This window comes from Streptomyces sp. NBC_01077 (assembly GCF_045162855.1).
GTDB lineage: Bacteria > Actinomycetota > Actinomycetes > Streptomycetales > Streptomycetaceae > Streptomyces.
Window position 1 is genome coordinate 3,720,670 of sequence record NZ_CP108669.1, and the last position, 20,977, is coordinate 3,741,646.

Annotated in this window: 14 protein-coding genes and 1 tRNA gene; 5 read left to right on the forward strand and 10 right to left on the reverse strand. The window is 73.2% G+C overall.

The genetic code is table 11. The features are described from left to right. Positions 1 to 206: 206 nt before the first annotated feature. Genes OG462_RS16620 through OG462_RS16635 form a run of 4 tightly spaced genes read left to right on the forward strand, consistent with a single transcriptional unit; the run spans position 207 to position 8,088 of the window. Complete coding sequence (locus tag OG462_RS16620) at positions 207 to 3,563, forward strand: FtsX-like permease family protein (RefSeq protein WP_406058309.1); 3,357 nt, start codon at positions 207 to 209, stop codon at positions 3,561 to 3,563. A gap of 41 nt (positions 3,564 to 3,604) precedes the next feature. Beyond that, positions 3,605 to 6,412, forward strand: a complete 2,808-nt coding sequence (locus OG462_RS16625) for an FtsX-like permease family protein (protein WP_406066576.1) — start codon at positions 3,605 to 3,607, stop codon at positions 6,410 to 6,412. Beyond that, entirely contained in the window at positions 6,409 to 7,395 is a 987-nt protein-coding gene (locus OG462_RS16630) for an ABC transporter ATP-binding protein (RefSeq protein ID WP_406058311.1), read from the forward strand. The genes OG462_RS16625 and OG462_RS16630 overlap by 4 nt, the downstream gene beginning before the upstream one ends. A gap of 48 nt (positions 7,396 to 7,443) precedes the next feature. Beyond that, positions 7,444 to 8,088 carry a hypothetical protein gene (locus OG462_RS16635; protein ID WP_406058313.1) on the forward strand — a complete coding sequence of 215 codons (645 nt, stop codon included), beginning with the start codon at positions 7,444 to 7,446 and terminating at the stop codon, positions 8,086 to 8,088. A gap of 79 nt (positions 8,089 to 8,167) precedes the next feature. Here the strand turns inward: OG462_RS16635 and OG462_RS16640 are convergent, their stop codons facing one another. The 7 genes from OG462_RS16640 to OG462_RS16670 form a co-directional block, all read right to left on the reverse strand. Beyond that, complete coding sequence (locus tag OG462_RS16640) at positions 8,168 to 8,842, reverse strand: hypothetical protein (protein ID WP_406058314.1); 675 nt, start codon at positions 8,840 to 8,842, stop codon at positions 8,168 to 8,170. Continuing rightward, positions 8,839 to 9,261, reverse strand: a complete 423-nt coding sequence (locus OG462_RS16645; RefSeq protein WP_406058316.1) for an acyl-CoA thioesterase — start codon at positions 9,259 to 9,261, stop codon at positions 8,839 to 8,841. Before OG462_RS16645 ends, OG462_RS16640 begins: the two co-directional genes overlap by 4 nt. A 2-nt stretch (positions 9,262 to 9,263) precedes the next feature. After that, a complete protein-coding gene (gene ettA, locus OG462_RS16650) occupies positions 9,264 to 10,928 on the reverse strand; it encodes an energy-dependent translational throttle protein EttA (protein ID WP_406058318.1) in 1,665 nt (554 codons plus the stop codon). 303 nt (positions 10,929 to 11,231) lie between these two features. Continuing rightward, positions 11,232 to 12,671 carry an LAETG motif-containing sortase-dependent surface protein gene (locus OG462_RS16655; protein WP_406058320.1) on the reverse strand — a complete coding sequence of 480 codons (1,440 nt, stop codon included), beginning with the start codon at positions 12,669 to 12,671 and terminating at the stop codon, positions 11,232 to 11,234. Between the two features lie 225 nt (positions 12,672 to 12,896). Next, on the reverse strand, positions 12,897 to 13,367 hold the full coding sequence (locus OG462_RS16660) for a single-stranded DNA-binding protein (protein WP_406058322.1): 471 nt from the start codon (positions 13,365 to 13,367) through the stop codon (positions 12,897 to 12,899). Positions 13,368 to 13,579: 212 nt separating this feature from the next. Continuing rightward, the gene (locus tag OG462_RS16665) at positions 13,580 to 15,409 is read right to left on the reverse strand and encodes a GTPase (protein WP_406058324.1); all 1,830 of its coding nucleotides are present in this window, start codon (positions 15,407 to 15,409) and stop codon (positions 13,580 to 13,582) included. A 1-nt stretch (position 15,410) separates the two neighbouring features. After that, positions 15,411 to 17,021: a dynamin family protein gene (locus tag OG462_RS16670; protein ID WP_406058326.1), complete on the reverse strand. Its 1,611-nt coding sequence runs from the start codon at positions 17,019 to 17,021 to the stop codon at positions 15,411 to 15,413. Positions 17,022 to 17,323: 302 nt separating this feature from the next. Here OG462_RS16670 and OG462_RS16675 point away from each other — a divergent pair. After that, positions 17,324 to 17,396 (forward strand) — tRNA-Arg (locus OG462_RS16675). Between the two features lie 165 nt (positions 17,397 to 17,561). Here OG462_RS16675 and OG462_RS16680 read toward each other — a convergent pair. From OG462_RS16680 to OG462_RS16690, 3 genes are all read right to left on the reverse strand, one after another. Continuing rightward, positions 17,562 to 18,341, reverse strand: a complete 780-nt coding sequence (locus tag OG462_RS16680; protein ID WP_406058327.1) for a DUF1214 domain-containing protein — start codon at positions 18,339 to 18,341, stop codon at positions 17,562 to 17,564. A gap of 87 nt (positions 18,342 to 18,428) precedes the next feature. Further along, complete coding sequence (locus OG462_RS16685; protein WP_406058329.1) at positions 18,429 to 19,766, reverse strand: esterase-like activity of phytase family protein; 1,338 nt, start codon at positions 19,764 to 19,766, stop codon at positions 18,429 to 18,431. A 135-nt stretch (positions 19,767 to 19,901) separates the two neighbouring features. Continuing rightward, positions 19,902 to 20,804 carry a hypothetical protein gene (locus OG462_RS16690; protein WP_406058331.1) on the reverse strand — a complete coding sequence of 301 codons (903 nt, stop codon included), beginning with the start codon at positions 20,802 to 20,804 and terminating at the stop codon, positions 19,902 to 19,904. Between the last annotated feature and the right edge of the window lie 173 nt (positions 20,805 to 20,977).

A 20,977-nucleotide genomic window follows, 5' to 3' on the forward strand; every position in this document is an offset into this window, starting at 1 on the left:
CCCTTCGCACCCCCACATCGCCCCGCCGGGGCACGGACGGACACATTCCGGAGTCGGAACGCCGAATAACGGTCACGATCGGATCAAGGTGGGGCCGCAAGCGGTTTCCAGCGGCACATGCACTCTGAAAGCATCCGAGAGAAGTTTCGGGAGCGTTCGGCACATGTTCGACGTGCGCACCGTGATCAGGGTGGCCAGGGGGATGGGTGACGGGGTTCGTATTTCTGCGTGTCAGGGCGCACCGGCTGCTGCTTGCCGCGGCACTGCTCGCCGTGCTCCTGACGACCTCGGTGCTCGCCACCCTCGCCTCGTTCTCCGGGGCGATCGGGGACGCCGCGCTCCAGGCGGGGCTGCGGGGGCGTTCCGCGGCGGCCGCCTCGCTCCTGGTGAGCGGGCAGGTGCCCGCCGCCAAGCGGGCAGGAGCCGAGGAGGCCGTCCAGGAGGGCATGCGGAAGACCTTCGACGGGCTGCCCGTGACCGTGCGGCGGCTCGAACGCTCGGGGCCGTACGCGCTGCCCCGGAGCCTCCAGCCGCCCGCCGCCCGTAAGGGCGACCCCGACCTCACCCACTTCGCCGCGCTCGACCGCTCGCGGCTCTCCCTCGTCAAGGGTGCCTGGCCCTCGGCGGCCCGGACGGCCGGTGTCGTCGAGACGGCGCTGCCCGAGGAGGCCGCGCGGCGGCTGCGGGTCGCTCCCGGGGCCGTACTCGACCTGACCGACCGGCTCGACGACCACCGGGTGAAGGCCCGGGTCACGGGCGTCTACCGGCCCGTCGACACCGCGGACCTGTACTGGCAGCTGGATCCGGCCGGGGGCCGCGGTGTGCGGACGGTCGCGTTCACGACATACGGACCGCTGCTCGTCGAACCCGCCGTCCTCGCCTCGGGGGCGCTGAGCTCCGGCGAGACGTCCTGGCTGGGCTCCGCCGACTTCACCGGCTTCACCACCGACCGCATCGACGCCCTGCGCGCCACCTCGGCCGAGGGCCCGAAGGCGCTGGCCGGTGCCACCGACCGGTTCGGTACGACGATCTCCGCGTCCACCGCGCTCCCGACCGTCCTGGAGCAGACCCAGCGGTCCCTGCTCGTCTCCCGCTCGACCCTGCTGATCGTCGCCGTCCAGCTGATCCTCCTCGCCGCGTACGCGCTGCTGCTCGTCGCCCGGCTGCTCAGCACCGAGCGCTCCGGTGAGACCGCGCTGCTGCGGGCCCGTGGCGGTTCGCGGCGCCGGATCGCCGGACTCGCTGCCGCCGAGGCGCTGCTGCTCGCCCTGCCGGCCGCGGTCGCCGCCCCGCTCCTGTCCGGACCGCTGACCCGGCTCTTCGCCGAGCGGTCCGCGCTCTCCTCCCTCGGCGTACAGCTCGACACGACCCCGTCGCTCCAGGTGTGGCTGGTCGCCGCCGCCGTCGCCCTGTGCTGCGCCGCGGCCGTCGTCGCACCCGCGCTCGCCGCCGGGGACGGCTCCGTCGTCTCGCTGCGCAAGGCCCGCTCGGCCTCCCTGCCCGGTCCCGTGCGGGCCGGCGCGGACCTCGGTCTGCTCGCCGTCGCCGCCGTCGCCTACTGGCAGCTGCAGCGGCCGGCCGCCGCGGGCGGCACCCTCGGCGCGGACGGGGACGGCGGAGGCTCCGTCGACCCGGTCCTGGTCGCCGCGCCCGCCCTCGCCCTGCTCGCCGGCACCGTCCTGACGCTGCGTCTGCTGCCGCCCGCCGCCAAGCTGGCCGAGCGGCGCGCGGCGGGCGGGCGCGGTCTCTCCGCCGCCCTCGCCGGCTGGCAGTTCAGCCGCCGGCCGCTGCGCGGCGCGGGCCCGGTCCTGCTTCTCGTCCTCGCCGTGGCGATGGGCATGCTGGCCATCGGACAGAGCGGCTCCTGGGAGCGCTCGCAGCGCGACCAGGCCGATTTCCGGGTCGGCGCGGCCGTCCGTGTCCTCAGTGCCGGGCCCGGCGAGCCCACCCAGACCGAGCAGCTGGGCGCCGTCCCCGGCGTCCGCGCCGTGGCCCCGGTGCACCGGGCCACCATGGACGTGGCCGGGAAGAACGCGACCGTCCTGGCCGTGGACACCCGCAACGCCGCCGGTGGTCTGCTGCTCCGCCCCGACCTCGCCGACGTCCCCGTCCGCTCGCTCCTCTCCCCGCTCGCCCCCAAGGCCACCACCCGCCCCGGCCTCCCACTGCCCGCCGGCACCCGGACGCTCACCGCCGACCTGCGGCTCGCCGAACCGAAGAGCACCGCCCGGGTCACTGCGGTCCTGGAGGACCCGAACGGCGTCCCGTACCGGCAGGCCATGGGGCCGCTGCCCGCGGACGGCCGGACGCACCGGCTGACCCTCGACATCGGCGCCCTGACCGCGGGCCCCGGCAGCACCGGGGCAGACCGTGGCTCCGCCGGGCTGCTCACCCTCATCGGCCTGGAGTTCGCCGGTGAGATCGCCGACGGCGCGAAGGGCGCGCAGACCCTCCACGTCGAGCGGTTCGGCGTCGTCGGCGCGGACGGCGGCGAGAAGGTCCACGCCCCCGGGAAGATCCTCGGCTCCTGGACGCACGCCTTCGAGCAGACCAAGCTGGGCGACGCCCAGAAGCCCGTCCCCACCTCCGGCGTGCCCGGCGCCGCGGGACCCGGCGGCCGCCCCTCCCCGTACGCCCTCACGTTCACCGTCGCCGGGCAGCCCGCCGGAGACCCGTTCTGGGGCATGGAGGAGTTCACGGTGCGAATGAACGCCCCCGGGCCCAAGGCGCCCAGCCGGCTGACCGCCGTGGCCACCCGGACCTTCATGTCGGCGGCCGGCGCCCGGCCCGGCGATCTGATCGAGGTCGACCTCGGCGGTCGCCGCGTCAACGTCGTCGTCGACAGTGTCGTCGAGGAACTGCCCACCACCGGCCCGGGCGCCCAGGTGGCCTCCGCGACCAGCCCGGTCACCGTCCCCGAGGACGGCGGAACGATCCTCCTCGACCTGGCCTCCGTCAACCAGTTCCTGTCCACCGGCGAGACCTCGACCGTGTCGGCCACCGAATGGTGGCTGACCGTCGCACCCGGCCGGGCCGACGAGGTCGCCGCGGCCCTGCGTGCCCGCCCCAACGCCGACCCCGCCCAGGTTCTCGTACGCGACGAGGTCGCCGCCGAACTGCTCGGCGACCCGCTCGGCGCCGGCCCCAACGCCGCGCTCATGGCCGTCGCGGCCGCCGCCGCGGCGCTCGCCGCCGTCGGCTTCGCGGTCGGCTCGGCCGGCGCCATGCGGGAACGGTCCGCCGAGTTCGGCGTCCTGCGGGCGCTCGGCGCACCACGCCGCCGCCTCGCCCGGCTGATCGCCGCCGAACAGGGGCTCCTCATCGGCATCGGCCTGCTCATCGGCATCGGACTCGGCACCGTGCTGGCCCGGGCCGTCGTCCCCCTCGTCGTCCTCACCGGCCAGGCCGCCCGGCCCGTGCCCCCGGTCCTGGTCGAACTGCCCCTCGGCCAGGTGGCCCTGCTGCTCGCCGGCGTCGCCGCGCTGCCGCTCGCCATGGTCGCCGCGATCGCCCTGCGCCGCACCGACCCGGCCGTGACGCTGCGCCACCAGGGGGAGAACTGATGCCGCCTACCGCCCCGTACAGCGACGACGACGGCACCGCCATGCGCGCCGCACGCAGGAAGGCCCCCGACATGCCCCGGTCCGACAAACCCGCCCGCGCGGTGGCGCCCTGGGTGCGGACCCGGCTGCGGACCGCGCCCGGGGCCGCCGCCTCCCTCGCCCTGCTGGTCCTGGTCACCGCGTACCTCGCGGCCGCGCTGCCGCGCGCCGTCGACCGGTACGAGACGGAGGGCCTGCGGCACGACATCCAGAACGCCGCGCCGCGCAACGCCGTCCTCGAACTGACCGCCCCGCTCGCCCGGTCGACGCCCGGGGCGAGTCTGGCCCCCGCCGCCCTCCAGGCGCAGCGCGACGACGTGCGGGACCTGCTGCCCGAGCCGCTGCTGACCGACCCCGGGCAGAGCGTCCACGGTGTCCGTACGGTCAAGCGCGTCCAGGGAACCGACCCGTGGCTGCCCCGGCCCGACGGGATCTCCCCCGAGTTCGTGCTGTCCTCCCCGTCCGCCCTCACCGAGCACGCCACGCTGCGGAAGGGCCGGCTCGCCGCGGGCACGGCCGACGCGCCGGAAGCGGTCGTCACCACGAAGACCGCAGAGTCCCTGCACCTGAAGCCCGGTTCCGTCGTGCACGTGCCGGCCGTCACCGTGGACCCGGTCGCCGTGACGATCACCGGGATCGTGGAGCCGCGCAGCCCCGAGTCCCCGTACTGGGTCGTGGAGCCGCTGCTGCGCACCCCCGCGCTCGCCCCGCTGGTCGGCGACGAGGTGAAGTACTACTGGCAGGCGGCGCTGCTCCTCTCCCCCGCCTCGGGGCCCGCCGTGCTCTCCACCACCGGTGAGCCGGAGGTCTTCTTCCGGTTCATGCCGACGGCCGGCCACCTCACCGGGCGGGACACCGACCGGCTCGACGCCGCACTGGACTCCGCGGCCGGTGGCCCCGACCTGGTGAAGCTGCGCAAGGCCGTGGGAGGCAATGCCGCCCTCACCACCGAGCTCGACGCGATCGTCGACTCGTACCGCTCGATGCGCGAGGCGATCAATCCGGTCGTGGCCGTCGCCGTCTTCGGCATCGGCGCTGTCGCAGCGGTCGTCCTCGCGATGACCGGCGGCCTCTTCGTCGCCCGCCGCGACAGCGAGCTCTCGCTGATCCGCTCCCGCGGCGCCTCGCTCACCGGCATCGGGCTGCGGCTGCTCGGTGAGACCTCGGCCGTCGCCGTCCCGGCCGCCGCGCTCGCCCTCGGCCTCGCGGTGGTGACCGTCCGGCCGCCCGACGGCGGGTCCGGCGGGATCCCCCTCGGCCCCTCCCTCCTCGCCGTCGTGTCCGTCGCCCTGATCTCGACACTCGTCCTGCCCGTGCGGGCGGTCGTCGCGCACCGGCGCCCGCGCTTGCACGGCGGACGCGACGACCTGCTCACCGCGCGCCCCTCCCGGCGCCGTACGGTCCTCGAACTCACCCTGCTCGTCCTGGCCGTGGGCGCGGTCGCCTCGCTGCGGCTCCGTGGCACCGGCGACTCCGGTGACCATCTGGTGAGCGCCGCCCCGGTGCTCGTCGGACTGATCGCCGCCATGCTCCTCGTACGGATCTATCCGCTGCCGCTGCGGTGGGCGGCCCGCCCGGCCCGCCGGCTGCGCGGAGCCGTCGGCCCGCTGGCCCTGGCCCGCGCCGGACGCTCCTCGTCGGCGGGCACCCTTCCCCTGCTGGCGCTCGTCCTCGCGCTGACCACCGCGGCCTTCGGCGGCTCGGTCCTGGCCGGCGTCGCCGACGCCCGCGACCGGGCCGCGCTCCTGGCGACCGGCGCGGACGCCCGGATCGACGGCTCGGTCGAGTGGACCCCGCTGCCGGCCGGCCTCACCGAGGCGGTGCGGGGTACGGCGGGGGTGCGGGACGTGGCCTCGGCACAGATCGAGTACGGGGTGTCGCTGCCGTCCTACCAGGGCACCTCCGCCCCGCCGATGAGCTCGGTGCTCGTGGGCGTCGAACCGGGCTCGTACACCCGGCTCGCGCAGCGGACCGGCTTCGGCCCGTTCCCGGCGGCGCTGCTCGCGTCGACGGGGAAGGGCGGCGAGGAGGTCACGGCGGACACGGAGCGGGTGCTGCCCGCCATCGCGTCGCCGTCGGTCGCCGCGCGGCTCGGCACCGCGCCGCAGGAGGTCGTGTCGGCGGCCGGGGTCTTCCGGGTGAAGGTCGTCGCGGTCCGGCCGACCACCCCCGCCCTGCAGGGCGCCGACTTCCTCCTCGTCAACGCCGCCGACCTCACCCACCGGGCGCCCACGACGCTGCTCGTCACGGGACCGACGGACGGCACCGCGCTGCGGGCCATGGTGAAGGCGAAGTCCCAGGCCCTCCTGGTCTCGCTGCGGACCGAGAAGCGGACCGGCTATGTGGACTCGCCGCTCCAGTCGGGCGCCGAGCGGATGTACCTGGGCGCGATCGGCGCGGGCGCCGGATTCGCCGTGGTGGCCGTGCTGCTCTCCCTGATGCAGAACGCCCCGGAGCGGACCACGCTCCTCGCGCGACTGCGGACGATGGGCCTGACCCGCAAGCAGGGTCGGCGGCTGCTCGGGCTGGAAGCGCTGCCGCAGGCGGTCCTCGCGGCGCTCGGCGGCACGCTGGTCGGCTGGGCGACGGTGCCGCTGCTGGCCCCGGGCATCGACCTGTTCCGGCTCGCGCTCGCGACGACACCGGGGTTCGCCCCGCTGGACAGCGCGCCGCTGCGGGCGGACCCGTGGTCGCTGGTGGTACCCGCGGTCGCGGTCGTCCTGATCACGGCGGTGGCGGCGGCCGGACAGGCATGGTGGGCGGGACGCAGGGGCTCGATCAAGGAACTCAGGGCAGGAGACGCACGATGACGAAGACCGACACGTCGAGCCGGGCCGGTGCGGCCGGGTCCGCTGCGGACACCACCACCCTGGAGGAGCTGGAGCGGAAGGCGACCGCGCGGCGCGACCGGCCCTCGTACGGTCATGACGCACTCATCGCCTGCGACCGTCTCGTCCGGATCTTCACCACGGACGGGGTGGAGGTACAGGCCCTCCAGGGACTCGATCTCCTCGTGAAGGAGGGCGAGTTGATGGCCCTGGTCGGCGCCTCGGGCTCCGGCAAGTCGACGCTCATGAACATCCTGGCCGGCCTGGACGTGCCGACCGCCGGCGCGGCCCGGGTCGCCGGGGCCGACCTGCTCGCGATGGACGGCAAGGCGCGGCTGCGCTACCGCCGCGAGGTCGTCGGCTTCGTCTGGCAGCAGACCGCCCGCAACCTGCTCCCGTACCTGACGGCAGCTCAGAACGTGGTGCTCCCGATGCAGTTGAAGGGCCGCGCCAAGCACAAGGCGGAACGGGCCGAGGAACTCCTCGCCATGCTGGGCATCGCGGACGTCCGCGACCGGCGGCCGAACCAGCTCTCCGGCGGCCAGCAGCAGCGGGTGGCCATCGCCGTCGCCCTGGCCAACAACCCGGCCGTACTCCTCGCCGACGAGCCGACGGGCGAGCTGGACTCGGCCACCGGCGAGCAGGTCTTCGCGGCCTTCCGCCGCGCCAACGAGGAACTGGGCACGACGATCGTGATCGTCACCCACGACCAGGCGGTCGCCTCCGAGGTCCGCCGCACGGTCGCCATCCGCGACGGCCGCACCTCCTCGGAGGTACTGCGCCGCACGGAGGTCGACGAACAGGGCAAGGAGTCCCTGGTGGCACGGGAGTACGCGATGCTCGACCGCGCGGGCCGGCTCCAGCTCCCGGCGGAGTACACGCACGCGCTGGGCATGGAGCACCGGGTGGCCCTGGAGCTGGAGCAGGACCACATCGGGGTGTGGCCGGACGACGCGGAGGGCTGAGCAACCGGGAGGCGCGTCGGGACGTCCCACCCTGAGGGGGTGATGTCCATGTCATCTAGGGCTACGGGAAGCACGGGGAGTCCCGCGGGTACGGGGAGTCCCGCGGGCGCGGGGAGCTGGACGGCCACGGTCCTGCCCGCGTTCTGCGCGGTGGCCGTCTACGCCTGGTCGGCCTGGTCCTTCGGGGCCGCGTCGGCGCCGTCCACCACGGTCGCCGTCTCCGTCGGCGGGGCGGCGATCCTCGCCTCGGCGGTGGCGTACTACCTGCTCGTCGACGGGATCATGGGCCTCTGGGGCGCGCTGGCGCTGGTCGGCGCCCTGCTCCTCACGGTGGCCACCGCCGATCAGTGGGCCTCGCGCGGGGCGGTCGCGGACTGTGTCGTCGTGAAGGTCCACGAGGAACGGGACGTCTCGGTCGGCGAGGGCGGCGGCGAGAGGACCGTGTACCGCCACACCCTGCGCTGCCCGGGCGGCTACCCCTCGGCCCTGTCGGAGGACCGCCGGGTCGCCCCGGACGGCGGGGAGGTCCGGATCGCCTACGACCCGCGGCAGCGGGTGGCACCGGCGCTGGAGGGCTCCGCCCCGCCCTGGGGCCAGGCGTTCCTCGCCGTACTGCTGCTCGCGGCCGCGACGGCGGGCGCGCGGCGGTTCAGCCGAGCGGGTCGACGAGGCCGAGAGGACCGACCAGGCTGATCGGCCCGACCGGGCCGAGAAGGCCGACCGGGCCGAGGGGCTCGCTAAGGGACATGAGTCCGGCGGCCGCCGGGTACGGTCACCCGGAGATCCCGGGGGTCACGGTCAGCGACATGGAGCCCGTGCGGAGGGCGATCGAGCCGTACGGGGTACGGAGCCGCAGCCAGGGCCCGGAGGCGAACAGGGCGACCGGGGCATCCGGGTCCGCCGGCGGCAGGAAACCCAGCGACTGCGCGGCGTGCACGCCCCGCAGCGGCAGTCCGGTGGACCCGAGGGTCCGGGACCAGATCACGCGGCCGATCCGGTCGCGCTCGGCCCTGGTGCGCCGCTCCTCGGGCAACTCCTCGTCCCGCGCCCGGAATTCGGCGACGGCCGCGGCGACCGCGCCCCGCATCTCGGCGGCGCCCGGCAGTCCGGCGACCGGCTGCCAGCCGGCGCGCGGCGGGAGGACGCCGGTCCACGGGGGCCCGGTCACGGAGTCCGGGACGACCGCCTTGCCCGCCGACTCCTCGATGCCTTCGAGGAGTTCACCGGCGGAGACGGTGACGTCGAGCTCGACGGCGTCGACGAGCCGGGCCGTACGGATCGCGAGCACCTCGAAGGACGGCGGCCGGCCGAAGACGGCCAGCGCCCCGCCGCCCCCCTGGAGGCGGACGGCGGCGGCCCGGTCGTAGTGGACCAACCGGGTCAGGAAGGCGGCGAGGGCAGCCGCCTCCCTGGCGTCGGCGAAGTGCAGCGGCGCGAGCACGGTCATGCTGCGGACGTCATCCCGTCGTCGACGTACACCTGGAGGAACTCGCGCTCCTCGGCGGTGATCCGGCGCGGCCGCTGCGCCTCCAGGTTGAAGGGCACGACGACCGTGGACGCCCGTACGTACGTGACGTCGGGGTCCTTGATCTCGTACGCGATCGTCAGCGACGCCGCGCCTATCTTCGTCACCCAGGACTCGATGGTCACCGGCTCGTGCCGGTGGACCAGCGGTCGCACGTAGTCGATCTCGTGCCGGGCCACGACGGACCCGCCGGAGAACGAGGGGGAACCGTCCCCCGGCGCGAGCCGGAACATGAAGTCGATCCGCGCCTCTTCCAGGTACCGCAGGAAGACGACGTTGTTGACGTGCCCGAAGGCATCCATGTCCGACCAGCGCAGGGGACAGCTGTAGATGTGGCGCACGCTCAGCCTCGGGTCAGCTTCTTGTACGTGGCACGGTGCGGGCGGGCCGCGTCCGGGCCGAGACGCTCGACCTTGTTCTTCTCGTACGACTCGAAGTTGCCCTCGAACCAGTACCACTTCGACTCGCCCTCGTACGCGAGGATGTGCGTCGCCACCCGGTCCAGGAACCAGCGGTCGTGGGAGATGACCACGGCCGCACCGGGGAACTCGAGCAGCGCGTTCTCGAGCGAGGAGAGGGTCTCGACGTCGAGGTCGTTGGTGGGCTCGTCGAGGAGCAGCAGGTTGCCGCCCTCCTTGAGCGTGAGCGCCAGGTTCAGGCGGTTGCGCTCACCACCGGAGAGGACACCGGCGGGCTTCTGCTGGTCCGGGCCCTTGAAGCCGAAGGCGCTGACGTACGCGCGCGACGGCATCTCGACGTGGCCGACGTTGATGTAGTCCAGCTCGTCCGACACGACGGCCCAGAGGGTCTTCTTGGGGTCGATGTTGGAACGGGTCTGGTCGACGTAGCTGATCTTGACCGTGTCGCCGATCTTGACCGAGCCCGAGTCCGGGGCCTCAAGGCCCTGGATCATCTTGAACAGCGTGGTCTTGCCGGCGCCGTTCGGGCCGATGATGCCGACGATGCCGTTACGGGGCAGGGTGAAGGACAGGTCGTCGACGAGGACCTTGTCGCCGAACGCCTTCGAGAGGTTGTTGACCTCGACGACGATGGAGCCCAGACGCGGGCCCGGCGGGATCTGGATCTCCTCGAAGTCCAGCTTCCGCATCTTGTCGGCCTCGGCAGCCATCTCCTCGTAGCGGGCGAGGCGCGCCTTGGACTTGGTCTGCCGGCCCTTGGCGTTGGAGCGGACCCACTCCAGCTCTTCCTTGAGGCGCTTGGCGCGCTTCTCGTCCTTGCGGCCCTCGACCTTGAGACGGGTGGCCTTCTTCTCCAGGTACGTGGAGTAGTTGCCCTCGTACGGGATCGCGCGGCCGCGGTCGAGCTCGAGGATCCACTCGGCGACGTTGTTCAGGAAGTACCGGTCGTGCGTGACGGCGACGACGGCGCCCGCGTACTTCGAGAGGTGCTGCTCCAGCCAGTTCACCGACTCGGCGTCGAGGTGGTTGGTGGGCTCGTCGAGGAGGAGCAGGTCCGGGGCCTCGATCAGCAGCTTGCAGAGCGCCACGCGGCGCTTCTCGCCACCGGAGAGGTTGGTGACCGGCCAGTCGCCGGGCGGGCAGCCCAGCGCGTCCATGGCCTGCTCCAGCTGCGCGTCGAGGTCCCAGGCGTTGGCGTGGTCCAGGTCCTCCTGGAGCTTGCCCATCTCGTCCATCAGCGCGTCCGAGTAGTCGGTCGCCATGAGCTCGGCGACCTCGTTGAAGCGCTTGAGCTTCCCCATGATCTCGGCGGCGCCGTCCTGGACGTTCTCCAGAACCGTCTTGGCCTCGTCCAGCTTCGGCTCCTGCATGAGGATGCCGACGCTGAAGCCCGGCGACAGGAACGCGTCACCGTTGGACGGCTGCTCAAGGCCGGCCATGATCTTGAGAACGGTGGACTTACCGGCACCGTTCGGGCCGACCACACCGATCTTCGCACCCGGCAGGAAGCTCAGCGTCACGTCATCGAGGATGACCTTGTCGCCGTGCGCCTTGCGCGTCTTGCGCATCGTGTAGATGTACTCAGCCAAGAGAAACCGTCCGGCTAGGAGTGAGTGGGCAGATACACCCCATCTTGCCTGACCGCCACCCCCCGGGGCGAACCAGTAGAGGGGGGCGGCGGGCCCGGAGGGGCTCGTACCGGGGCCTCGGTGGAGCCGTACCGGGCGGTAGGGGGCGGAAACGGAGCCCGGACGTGCGACGACCCCGGGCGCTGGAGCGCTCCGGGGTCGTGCGGGGGTCACAAGGCGATCCCGATGTGACGCGGATCACTTCATGAGGTCAGGCGCCTTCCCGGTGCCGGCGGGGCCGGCACCGGGGGCCTGGGCCTGGGATCAGGCGCCGGCGGCCTTCTTCTTGCGGAGGAAGAACACCGCGCCGCCGCCGACCACGACGAGCGCGGCAGCGATGCCGGCGATCATCGGAGTGGCGCTGGAGCCACCGGTCTCGGCGAGGTCGCCGCCACCGGTCGTGGTGCCGGTCGTACCCGTGGTGCCGCCCGTGGTGTCACCGGTCGAGGGAGCGGTGGTCGACGGGGAGGGCTCGGTCGAGGGCTCCGTGGTGGGGGTCTCGGACGGCTTCGGGCCGGGGGTGGCCGTCTTGCAGTCCAGGACGCCCTCGAAGGTCTCCTCGAAGCCGTTCGGGCCGGTGATCGTGAACTTGTACGCCTCGTCCTCGGCGAGCGGGACCGGGATGGTCTTCGTCTCACCGGCGGCGACCGTGTACGAGGTGCCCTTCAGGTCGAAGGTCCAGGGCTCGTCGCCCTTGTTGGAGGCGATGACCTCCAGGCCGCCCTTGGCGCAGTCCTTGGCGACCGTGACGGCCGGGACAGCACCCTTCTTCGCCCACGTGGCCGAGGCCGCCGCGGTGACGGTCGACTCGCTGGAGCCGGCCAGGATCAGGGTCTGCGAGGGGCCGTCGATGGAGACGAAGGCGCGGCCCAGGGAGACCTTGGTGGAGGCCTCGGCGGTCAGACCGGCCGTGCCGTCGGCGGTGCCGGCGGGAACGTCGAAGAAGACCTCGTCGCCGTTCTTGGCCTCGGTGACGGGCTTGCCGTCCTTGTCCACGACCTTGACGCCGTCCGGGGTCCCCGGGGCGGTCGCCAGCTTGGCGATCTGGGCGTTGGTGGAGACGGTGATCGGGCCGAGCCGGTCACCGGCCTTGCCCGCGACCGAGGACGGGGAGAGCGAGAGGGAGGCCTTCGGCTCCTCGAGCTTGACCGCGTCCTTCAGGAGCTGCTCGGTGAGCTTGCGGGCGTCGGGGCTCTTCGGGGTCGCCGTCACGTCGTCGGACAGCGTCCAGATGGCGGCCTGCGTCGCCGCGGCGGCCTCGTCCTTCGACAGGTCGACGTCGAGCTTCGCACCGAGGGTCTCGGCGGAGAGCTTCGGGTAGCCGTTCTCCAGGATCCAGAGGATCTTTCCGGCGTTCTCGTTGTTGTGCAGGGAGGACTGGTCCCAGCCGACTTCCTTGTAGTCGAAGTCGTGCTTGGCCGGCGTCCGGAGGTCGATGCAGTAGGTCTGGAGAGTTCCCCCACCCTCGACCTGCATCTTGAAGAGGCCGCCCTTGACGCCCCACTTCGAACCGTCCTTCTCGGCGATCACGACGTCGTCCCGGTCGGTCATCCCGCCGAGCTTCGCCGTCACGCCTCCGGTGCCCGGGGCACCGTCGTCGGCCAGTGCCGGACCGGCGGCCGCTATCGCTCCGGCCATGACAAGGCCGGAGACGAGGGCGGCGGCGGCGAGGCGGGCAGCGCCTCGGCCACGTACTGAATACATTGCTTTCCCCTCCGGGCGAGCCGCTCCGCGAACAATGGTTGATTCGCGTGGGGGGAGCGCACGCCAGCAGATCACAGACCCGATGAGCTCATGTGCCACATGAGTACCCGGGAATCCTAGGGATGCGGAACCCCCCGGTGCCCGGCCATACGGTCAGATAACCATTCCGAATCGGAATCGTTATCGCGCAGGGCGAGTTGGTCGACAAATCCCCACAACTCAAGGTCAGGGGACGGTCACCAAGCGAGTTGCCGACTCCGCCGCGGCGTCCGCCGCCGCCTCCGCCCACGGGTCCCGCTCCGGCGCCGGCACCATTTCGGGCCCGGGCTTCGGTTCCGTCCGCGCCGCACGCCGGAAGGCCGCCGTCCCCCGGCTCAGATCGTGCCCCACGGCCAGCGCCGCCACGTCCACGAAGGTCTTGCGCTGCCCGTCCCGCTCATCCTCACGCACCCTCAGCCGGCCGTGCACCACGAGTGGTTCCCCGACGGATACGGAGGCCGCCAGATTGGCCCCGAGCGAGCGCCAGGCCGACACCGTGTAGAAGCTGGTGGGGCCGTCGGACCAGAGTCCCTTCTCGCGGTCCCAGCGACGCGCGGTCACCGCGAAACGGAACCTGGCGATCCCGCCCGTCGCCGTCTCCCGGTACTCCACCGCCGTCGCCACGTTGCCGACGAGCGTCACGGTCGTGTCGTTCATGCTCCGGTCCCCCACCCTGCGTTCACGCTGCTGTCTCTTCTCCGGTCGGCACCCATCGTGGGGCCGCGGAGAGGATCCCGCCGGGTGCTGTGCACAGTCACAGGAATGTGGACAACTCCCCCACCCGGGAGGGTGAACCGGGGGATTCCGGGCTCCCAGGGGTCCGTCACCGGGGGCGGCCCAGGCGCCCGAGGTCGGTCACCCGGAGGCTCCTACCTCCCCCGTACCCCCGCCCGTGTGGCCCCGAGCCGGCCCGTACCGCCGCGGATTCCGCCCACGATCCGTGCCGACGGACGCGTCCCCACCACCGTCGCGTACTGCTCGCGCACCTCCCGGTAGCGCATCAGCTCCGCCGCCACCGGGTCGAGCACCCGGGCCCGGCCGCAGGCCGCGGCCGCCTCGCGCAGGCGGCGTTCGGCCTCCTGCCCGTACCGCCGGGCCGGGCCCTTGACGGCCCCCTCGCAGGCCCATTCGACGAGCGGTCCGCCGACGATGCCACCGAGCATCACGAGGACCGGCGGGAGCAACCCCGGTTCCACGACGCCGACGATCTGCCCCACCAGCCACAGCGCGCCGAAGATCTGCAGGAGCGTCATCACGGCCTGGGCGAGGACGGCGGCGGGCCACCAGGCGGGGCGGGGCGGCCGGGCCGCCGCGTCGCCGATGGTGACGGTCAGTTCGTCCAGGGCCTCGGGCAGCCCCTCGGCTCCGCGCGCCGCCGCCTCGCGTACCGCCTGCGCCCAGGGTGTCGGGAGCCCGCGCGAGGCCTCGTCGGCGACGATCCGTACCGCCTGCTCCACGCGTTGGCGTGCCGTCAGTTCGTCCTCGACCGGGGTGGCGAGGTGCGGGTCGGTGGAGCCGTGCTCGCGGATCCGCTCGTACCAGCGGTAGAGGCGCAGCCAGGGGGTGCCGCAGGCGCGGATGGCGCCTCGGCGCCAGACCCGTTCGGCGGCCTCGCCCGCGGCCTGGGCGCCGACGGCGACGCCGAGCCGGTCGGTGAAGGCGTCGCGGGCCCGCTCGTCGAGGCCGGGCCTGCCGTCGCCGAGATAGGCGGGGCGCAGCCGGGCGGCGGCGGCGTCGACGTCGGCGGCGAGCCGGCGTTCGGGGGCGGTACGTTCCTGGACGAATCCGGCGACCATGTCCCGCAGTTCGGGGACGCCCTCGCCGGTCAGGGCGGAGACGGCGAGGACGGTGGCGCCGGGTTCGCCGTGCTCGCCGAGCGCGACTCCGTCCTCGTCGAGGAGGCGGCGCAGGTCGTCGAGGACGAGGTCGGCGGCCTCCGTACCGAGCCGGTCGATCTGGTTGAGGACGACGAAGGTGACCTCGGCGTGCCCGGCGAGCGGCCGGAGGTAGCGCTCGTGGAGGGCGGCATCGGCGTACTTCTCGGGGTCGACGACCCAGATGACGCCGTCGACGAGGCCGAGGACCCGGTCGACCTGGTCGCGGTGGGCGGTGACCGCCGAGTCGTGGTCGGGCAGGTCGATGAGGACGAGCCCCTGGAGCCCGGTGTCGGCGGCGCCGCCCGCGAGGGGCCGGCGGCGCAGCCGGCTGGGGACGGCGAGCCGGTCGAGCAGCCCGGCGGCGCCCTCGGACCAGCTGAGGGCGATGGGCGCGGAGGTGGTGGGTCGGCGCAGGCCGGTCTCGGAGACGGGAACGCCGGCGAGGGCGTTGAAGAGCGTGGACTTGCCGCTGCCGGTGGCGCCGGCGATCGCGATCACGGTGTGCCGGGAGGAGAGCCGCTGCCGGGCGGCGGCCTCGTCGAGCACCCGCCCGGCCTCGGCGAGGGCCTCGCTCTCGACCCGCGTACGGGAGAGCCCGACGAGTTCGTGGAGGGCGTCGAGCCGGCTGCGGAGGAGCCCGCCGTAGTTCCCGCCGAGGGGCGGCAGGGTGTCCGGCCCCTCCGGGTCCTCGTCGCCGGTCGGCGCGTCGGCGACGGCGGCGACGCCCCGCTCGGCCGCGCGGCGCGCGATCAGCCCGTCGTCCCAGCGGGTCCGGCCCTGCTCGCGTCCACCCTCATCGGCTCGGAACTCGTCGTCCACCACGTCACTTCTCCTTCTGCAGTACGGAGAGCGCGGCGATCAGCTCCGCCTGCGGCTCGGGGGTCACGTCGAGCGCTTCGAGGGGCGCGAGGCGCCGGTCGCGTTCGGCGTGCAGGACTCGGTCGACGTACGAGAGGACGAGTGCGCCGCCCTTGTCGCGCAGGCGGAGGGCGGCCTGGGCGCCGAGGAGTTCGGCGAGGCGTTCGCCCGCGGCGCGGGTGCGGCGGCCGCCGAGGAGGGAGGCGGCGAGGAGGGCGGCGACGGTGTCGGCCTCGGGGGTGGCCGTACGGGAGGTGGAGGGGCGTTCCACGGTCCGCACCTCGTCCTCGGCGACTTCTTCGAGGACGCGGCGCCAGCGTCGTACCTCCACGCCGATCCGCTCGGCCGTGTCGCGGTCGCCGCCGGTCCGGACGGGGCCGAGGGCGTCGGCGGCGGGTTCGCGGCGCCAGGCGTCGCGGACGCGTTCCTCGGCGGCGGAGACCGCGCAGTGGAGGAGGGCGGCGAGTGACTCGGCGAGGGCGTCGAGCAGCTCGTCGGCGGTGCTGTCGCGGGGGTAGGCGCGCCAGCGGGTGCGGGCGTCGCCGGCGAGGACGGCGCCGCGGCCGAGCTGTTCCCGTACCCGCTTGGCCTGTTCGCCGTACGCGGTCCCGACGGCGCCGCCGAGGCGGACGGCGGCGGCGTACTGCGCGGCGACCGCGCCGGCCAGCTCGGGGAGCCGGGCGTCGAGGGAGTCGATGACGCCGGTGGCGGTCCGGTCGGCGGCCTGCTGGCGGGCGGCGGGGTCCTCGGCACGGTGGGCGAGCCAGCCGCGCAGGGCGGCGACGGCGGAGTCGGGGAGCAGCCCGCTGCCGCCGTCGGCGGACTCGGGGAGCTCGGGGATGGTGAAGCGGGGCACGTCGCCGAGACCGGCCTTGTCGAGCAGGGCCTCGTACTGGCGGGAGACCTCGCCGATGACCTGGTGGGGGACGCGGTCGAGGACGGTGACGAGGGTGGCGTCGTACTCCTTGGCGGTACGGAGCAGATGCCAGGGGACGGCATCGGCGTACCGCGAGGCGGTGGTGACCATCACCCAGATGTCGGCGGCGCAGATCAACTCGGCGGCGAGGAGCCGGTTCTCGACGACGAGGGAGTCGATGTCGGGCGCGTCGAGGAGGGCGAGGCCGCGGGGCATGGAGGCGGCCGTCTCGACGCGGAGGGCGTTCTCCTCGGGGGGTGCGTCGTCGGCGGGGTGGTCCTCGTCGGCCTGGGGCAGCCAGACGCGGGTGAGCTGCGGGAGGACGCGCATGCCGGCGAACCAGTGGTGGTCCTCCGGGTGGCACACGAGCACGGGCGTGCGGGTCGTGGGCCTGAGGACACCCGACTCGCTGACGCGCCGCCCGACAAGGGAGTTGACGAGCGTGGACTTGCCGGCCCCGGTGGATCCGCCGACGACGGCGAGAAGCGGGGCGTCGGGGTCCTTGAGCCGGGGCACCAGATAGTCGTCGAGCTGAGCGAGCAACTCGGCCCGGGTCTGCCGGGCTCGTGGTGTGTCGGGGAGGGGGAGGGGGAGACGCACGGCGGCGACACGGTCGCGCAGGGCGGAGAGTGCGTCGATCAGCTGAGGCCGTTCGTCCAAGGTCACCACATGCGAAGAATGCCCAATTTATGAGTGTTTTTGAAGCCTATTGCGGCCCTGCGCGCCGAAGAGAAGAGTGGCGACCGGAAGCTCAGGCATAACGAGTGCACAACACCCGCCCCGAGTGGCGCGAAAAGCGCTGCGCGAATCGCACCTGCCTGCGATTATCGTTCCGCTTCACCGAACCTCCACATCGTGCCACGCAGGTGAAGCAACCGGGCCAAGGTGATCGGAGCCCTATCCTTGTCCCGGCAGGCCACACCCCACCCACAAGGGGCTCCTGGCCACACGGCCACCACCCGGCCCCCGTAGCTCAGTGGATAGAGCAGGTGCCTTCTAAGCACTTGGCCGCAGGTTCGAGTCCTGCCGGGGGCGCTCCGCGATCGACCCTCCTTCGGGAGGGTCTTTTTGCTGGTCGGGGCGGTTCAGTGATGGCCGCAGTGCCGATGTTTCGTTCCGTGGCCACGGTCCTCCGTTTCACACCCGCGAACGGGCCGCGTGTTCACGGATCGCCCGAATGCCGCGCTGCGGCGGGGAGGCTCAGTCGGCCGGGTTGATGGGCGGCACCGTGAAGGTGCCGTCGAAGACCCCGGCGCGGGGTTCGTACATGCGCAGGATGGGGCGGAAGGGTCCGGGTGGGGTGGGGAGCCAGTTGGCGCGGTGGGCCGGATCGGCGGGCGCCTGGGGCTGGAGGTAGAGGGTCAGGGAGCCGTCGTCGGCGTAGACGAGGCCGGGTGTGCGGTCGCCGATCGAATAGCGGTCGATCGAGTTGGCGACCAGGTAGTAGTCCGGCAGCGAGTACATCGTGATGGACCAGAACGCGTCGACGGGCGGCATGGCCTCGAAGCGCAGGGCGTACGCACGCGTGCCGTCCAGCTGCTCTCCGTCGCCGTCGACCCAGGTCATGGCGTACGCGGCCTCGTACCCGTGATTGCCCCACAGGCCGGCCCGGGCCGCCCCGGCACGTGCCGTCCGGGCCTCGGAGCGGTCCGCCAGGACCCAGCGCGGGTCCCGCTCGGTGCCGATGCCGAAGAAGTCGAGGTTGTAGTCGAAGGCGTGGTACGTCAGGCGCCAGCCGTTCTGCTCGGGCGAACCGCCGTGCGTGGTGAACCGCTCGACCTCGCTCCCATCGAAGACGCCCCGCTCACCGAGTGGGCCGTCATCCTGCGCGACGTCGGACCCGCCCCGCACGGACGGGCGTTCGTCGAGACCGCACGCGAGCTCGGGGCGCGCCGGGTCGACGGTGGAGCAGGCGACGGTGGAGCAACCGATGCCGGATCGGGTGACGGTGAAGCAACCGACGCTGGAGCGGGCTCGCACGGAACGTGAGGGCCTGCCTCAGCAGAGGAATCCCCTCGGCGGACCCATTGGGCGCCGAGGGGACGAGGTCGTGCGGGGGAGGGGAGGTCAGCGGACCGGTCGGGTGAGCCTCACGCGGACCAGAGTGGTGTCCACGTCGCTGTCGACCAGGCGGCCGTTCGCGTCGAAGGCTTCGGGCCCGTCCGTCATGCCGAAGTCGTTGTCGTTGAGGAGGACCAGGGTCGAGGAGCCCTCCACCGCGATGCCCTCGATCTTGCCGGGGACGCCCTCGACCGTGTTCAGGTCGACCACCAGGCGCTTGGCGAGGAACGGGGCGTCGGCCGCCGCCTCGTCGTCGAGCTGCTCCAGGGTCGGGGCGGCCGTCGTGTCCCAGGCGGAGCCGAGGATGTCGGCGCTGCGGCGGAGGCGTACCTCGTAGACGCGGGACGACTTGTCGGTGCGCTCCTGGACGAGGACGCGGTCGCCGCCCAGCGCCACGATGGAGGAGATCTTCAGCTCCGCCGTCTTCGTCTGGCCCGGCTCGACGACGCCGACCGGGTCGAAGCGGTACGCGTACTCCGCCGTGACGCGGTTCTTACGGGTCGAGAAGCGCAGCAGCCGGGTGTTGCGGGAGTCCTCGCCCGACGCCTTGTCGGGGTTGAGCAGCGGGCTCTGCAGCGCCATGACCAGGTCGCCGTCGGGCAGAAGCGCGAGGCCCTCGAAGCCGCGGTTGATCTTGCGCTTGAGGAAGATCGACGGGAGCGACTCGATCACCGGGTAGTCGGCGCCGGTCAGGCCGAGGCCCTTGGGGACGTGGCGGGCGAGGACCCGGCCCTTGGCGGAGACGTGCACGAGCGACGGGCCGTACTCGTCCACCAGCCAGAAGCTGCCGTCCCGGTCCCGTACGAGACCCTCGGTGTCGAGGCCGTTCGCGTTGTACGGGAGCGGGGTCGTGGCGTTGTAGTTGTACGGGGCCTCGTCGCGGCCCGGCTGGTTGGGCAGGCCCGTGACGGGCGCGCCGGAGGCCGTGATGAGCGGGATGGACTTCAGGACCTGGATCCTGCCGCCGACCGCGCGGACCTTCACGATCGCCGGGTCGAAGCCGGGCACGGGGAACGTGCGCCGCTTGTCCTTGCCGACCGCTATCTGGCCGTTGGGGCCCCGGTCGGTGACCGTCCAGTATTCGCCGCGCCGCTCGGCCGGGTACAGGTCGCTGCCGATGCCGCCCAGGTTCACGTCCCGGTCGTCGTCGACGCTGCCGGGCAGCAGGCCGTTGCTGAAGTCGGCCAGCGGGATGTCCGGCAGGGTCGAGGTGGAGACGACCCGGGCGGCGGAGCCGTGCCGCGCCGGCTCCGCCTCGGCCGTACCCATGACCACCGAGAGCGCGAGCACGGTGGACAGGGGCAGGACCACGACGGCAGGCCGGCGCAGGAGGCGCGGATTCATCTGAACTCCCTTTGAACACGTGGATGTCGCCCGTGGAGGCGCCTCATGGTCCAATTCCGGCCACAACGGCGAGCGTCGAGTGCGCGACATCGGGGCGAGTCCTGGGTGAACGCGCGGCTCCGGCCCGCACCGGGCTCAGTAGCGGTCGAGGATCAGCTGCGTCTTGAGGATGTCCCCGTGGAACAGCCAGCCGTTGGCCTCGGCGACGGCGATGGCGTCGTCGTGCAGGTCGGCCGCGTCGGCGTAGGAGTCGGTCTTGAACGACAGCTCGACCACGTACTCCGTGCCCGTCCCGCCGGCCCCGACGACCGGCAGCACCTCGATGCTCGCGTCGTCCGAGGCGCCCCACGCGCCGCCGTACACCTTCGCCGTCACCGGGCCGTGCGCGCGGGAGGCCTGAACGGTGGTCTTGCCCCAGGCGGCGCTGCGCCAGTCCTCCAGCTTGCCGGGGATGTCGTTGACCAGCCAGGTGCGGCCGGTCGTGCTCGTCGGCATCGCCGTGCCCGAGTAGCCCGAGGCGCTGTGGCTCTTCTCGGTGCTGAAGCTGAGCGTCTGCTTCGCGTAGCCCCAGTCGACCTCGGCGTCGTAGTTGGTGTCGCCGCTGTCGAAGCCGGCGGCGTCGGCCGTGGTGAGCGCGGCGTCGATGTCGCCGTTCGCGACGGGGAACCGCTTCTTGTACGTCTCCTCGAACGAGGACCCGGACTTGTGACGGAGCCGGACGCTCCACCCCTCGGCGTCGAGCTCCAGGGCGTCGGTGTCGTAGTAGCTGTACGAACGGGCCTTGGCCGAACCGGTGATCCCGAAGGCCGACTTGACCGCCGAGGTCGGGGCGTGGGACGCGTCGAGCGCCGCCACGGTGAGGTTGATCTTCACCTCGTACGTCGGTACGGCGTTGCTCGCGGCGTACGCCGGGGAGGTCGGGGCGAGGAGCGCGACGGCGACGGCGAGAGCGACGGCGGAACCGGCGGCGGCCGGACGCGCGGCCCGGGCGGTGACCGTGCGGGGGGACGTACGGCGGAACGTGCGGGTGAAGGTCATGCGGCGATGGTCACGAGGGAGAGTGAGGACCGGGTGTCCCCCGGGCGTGAGTTCGGTGAACCGACGCCATCCAGAGCCCCCTCCGCCCATCCGGCCGTCCGTCCGTCCGCCCGTCCCCCGCCCATCCGGCCGGCCGTCCGTTCGTCCGCCTGTCCGCCGTCCGCCGTTCCGCA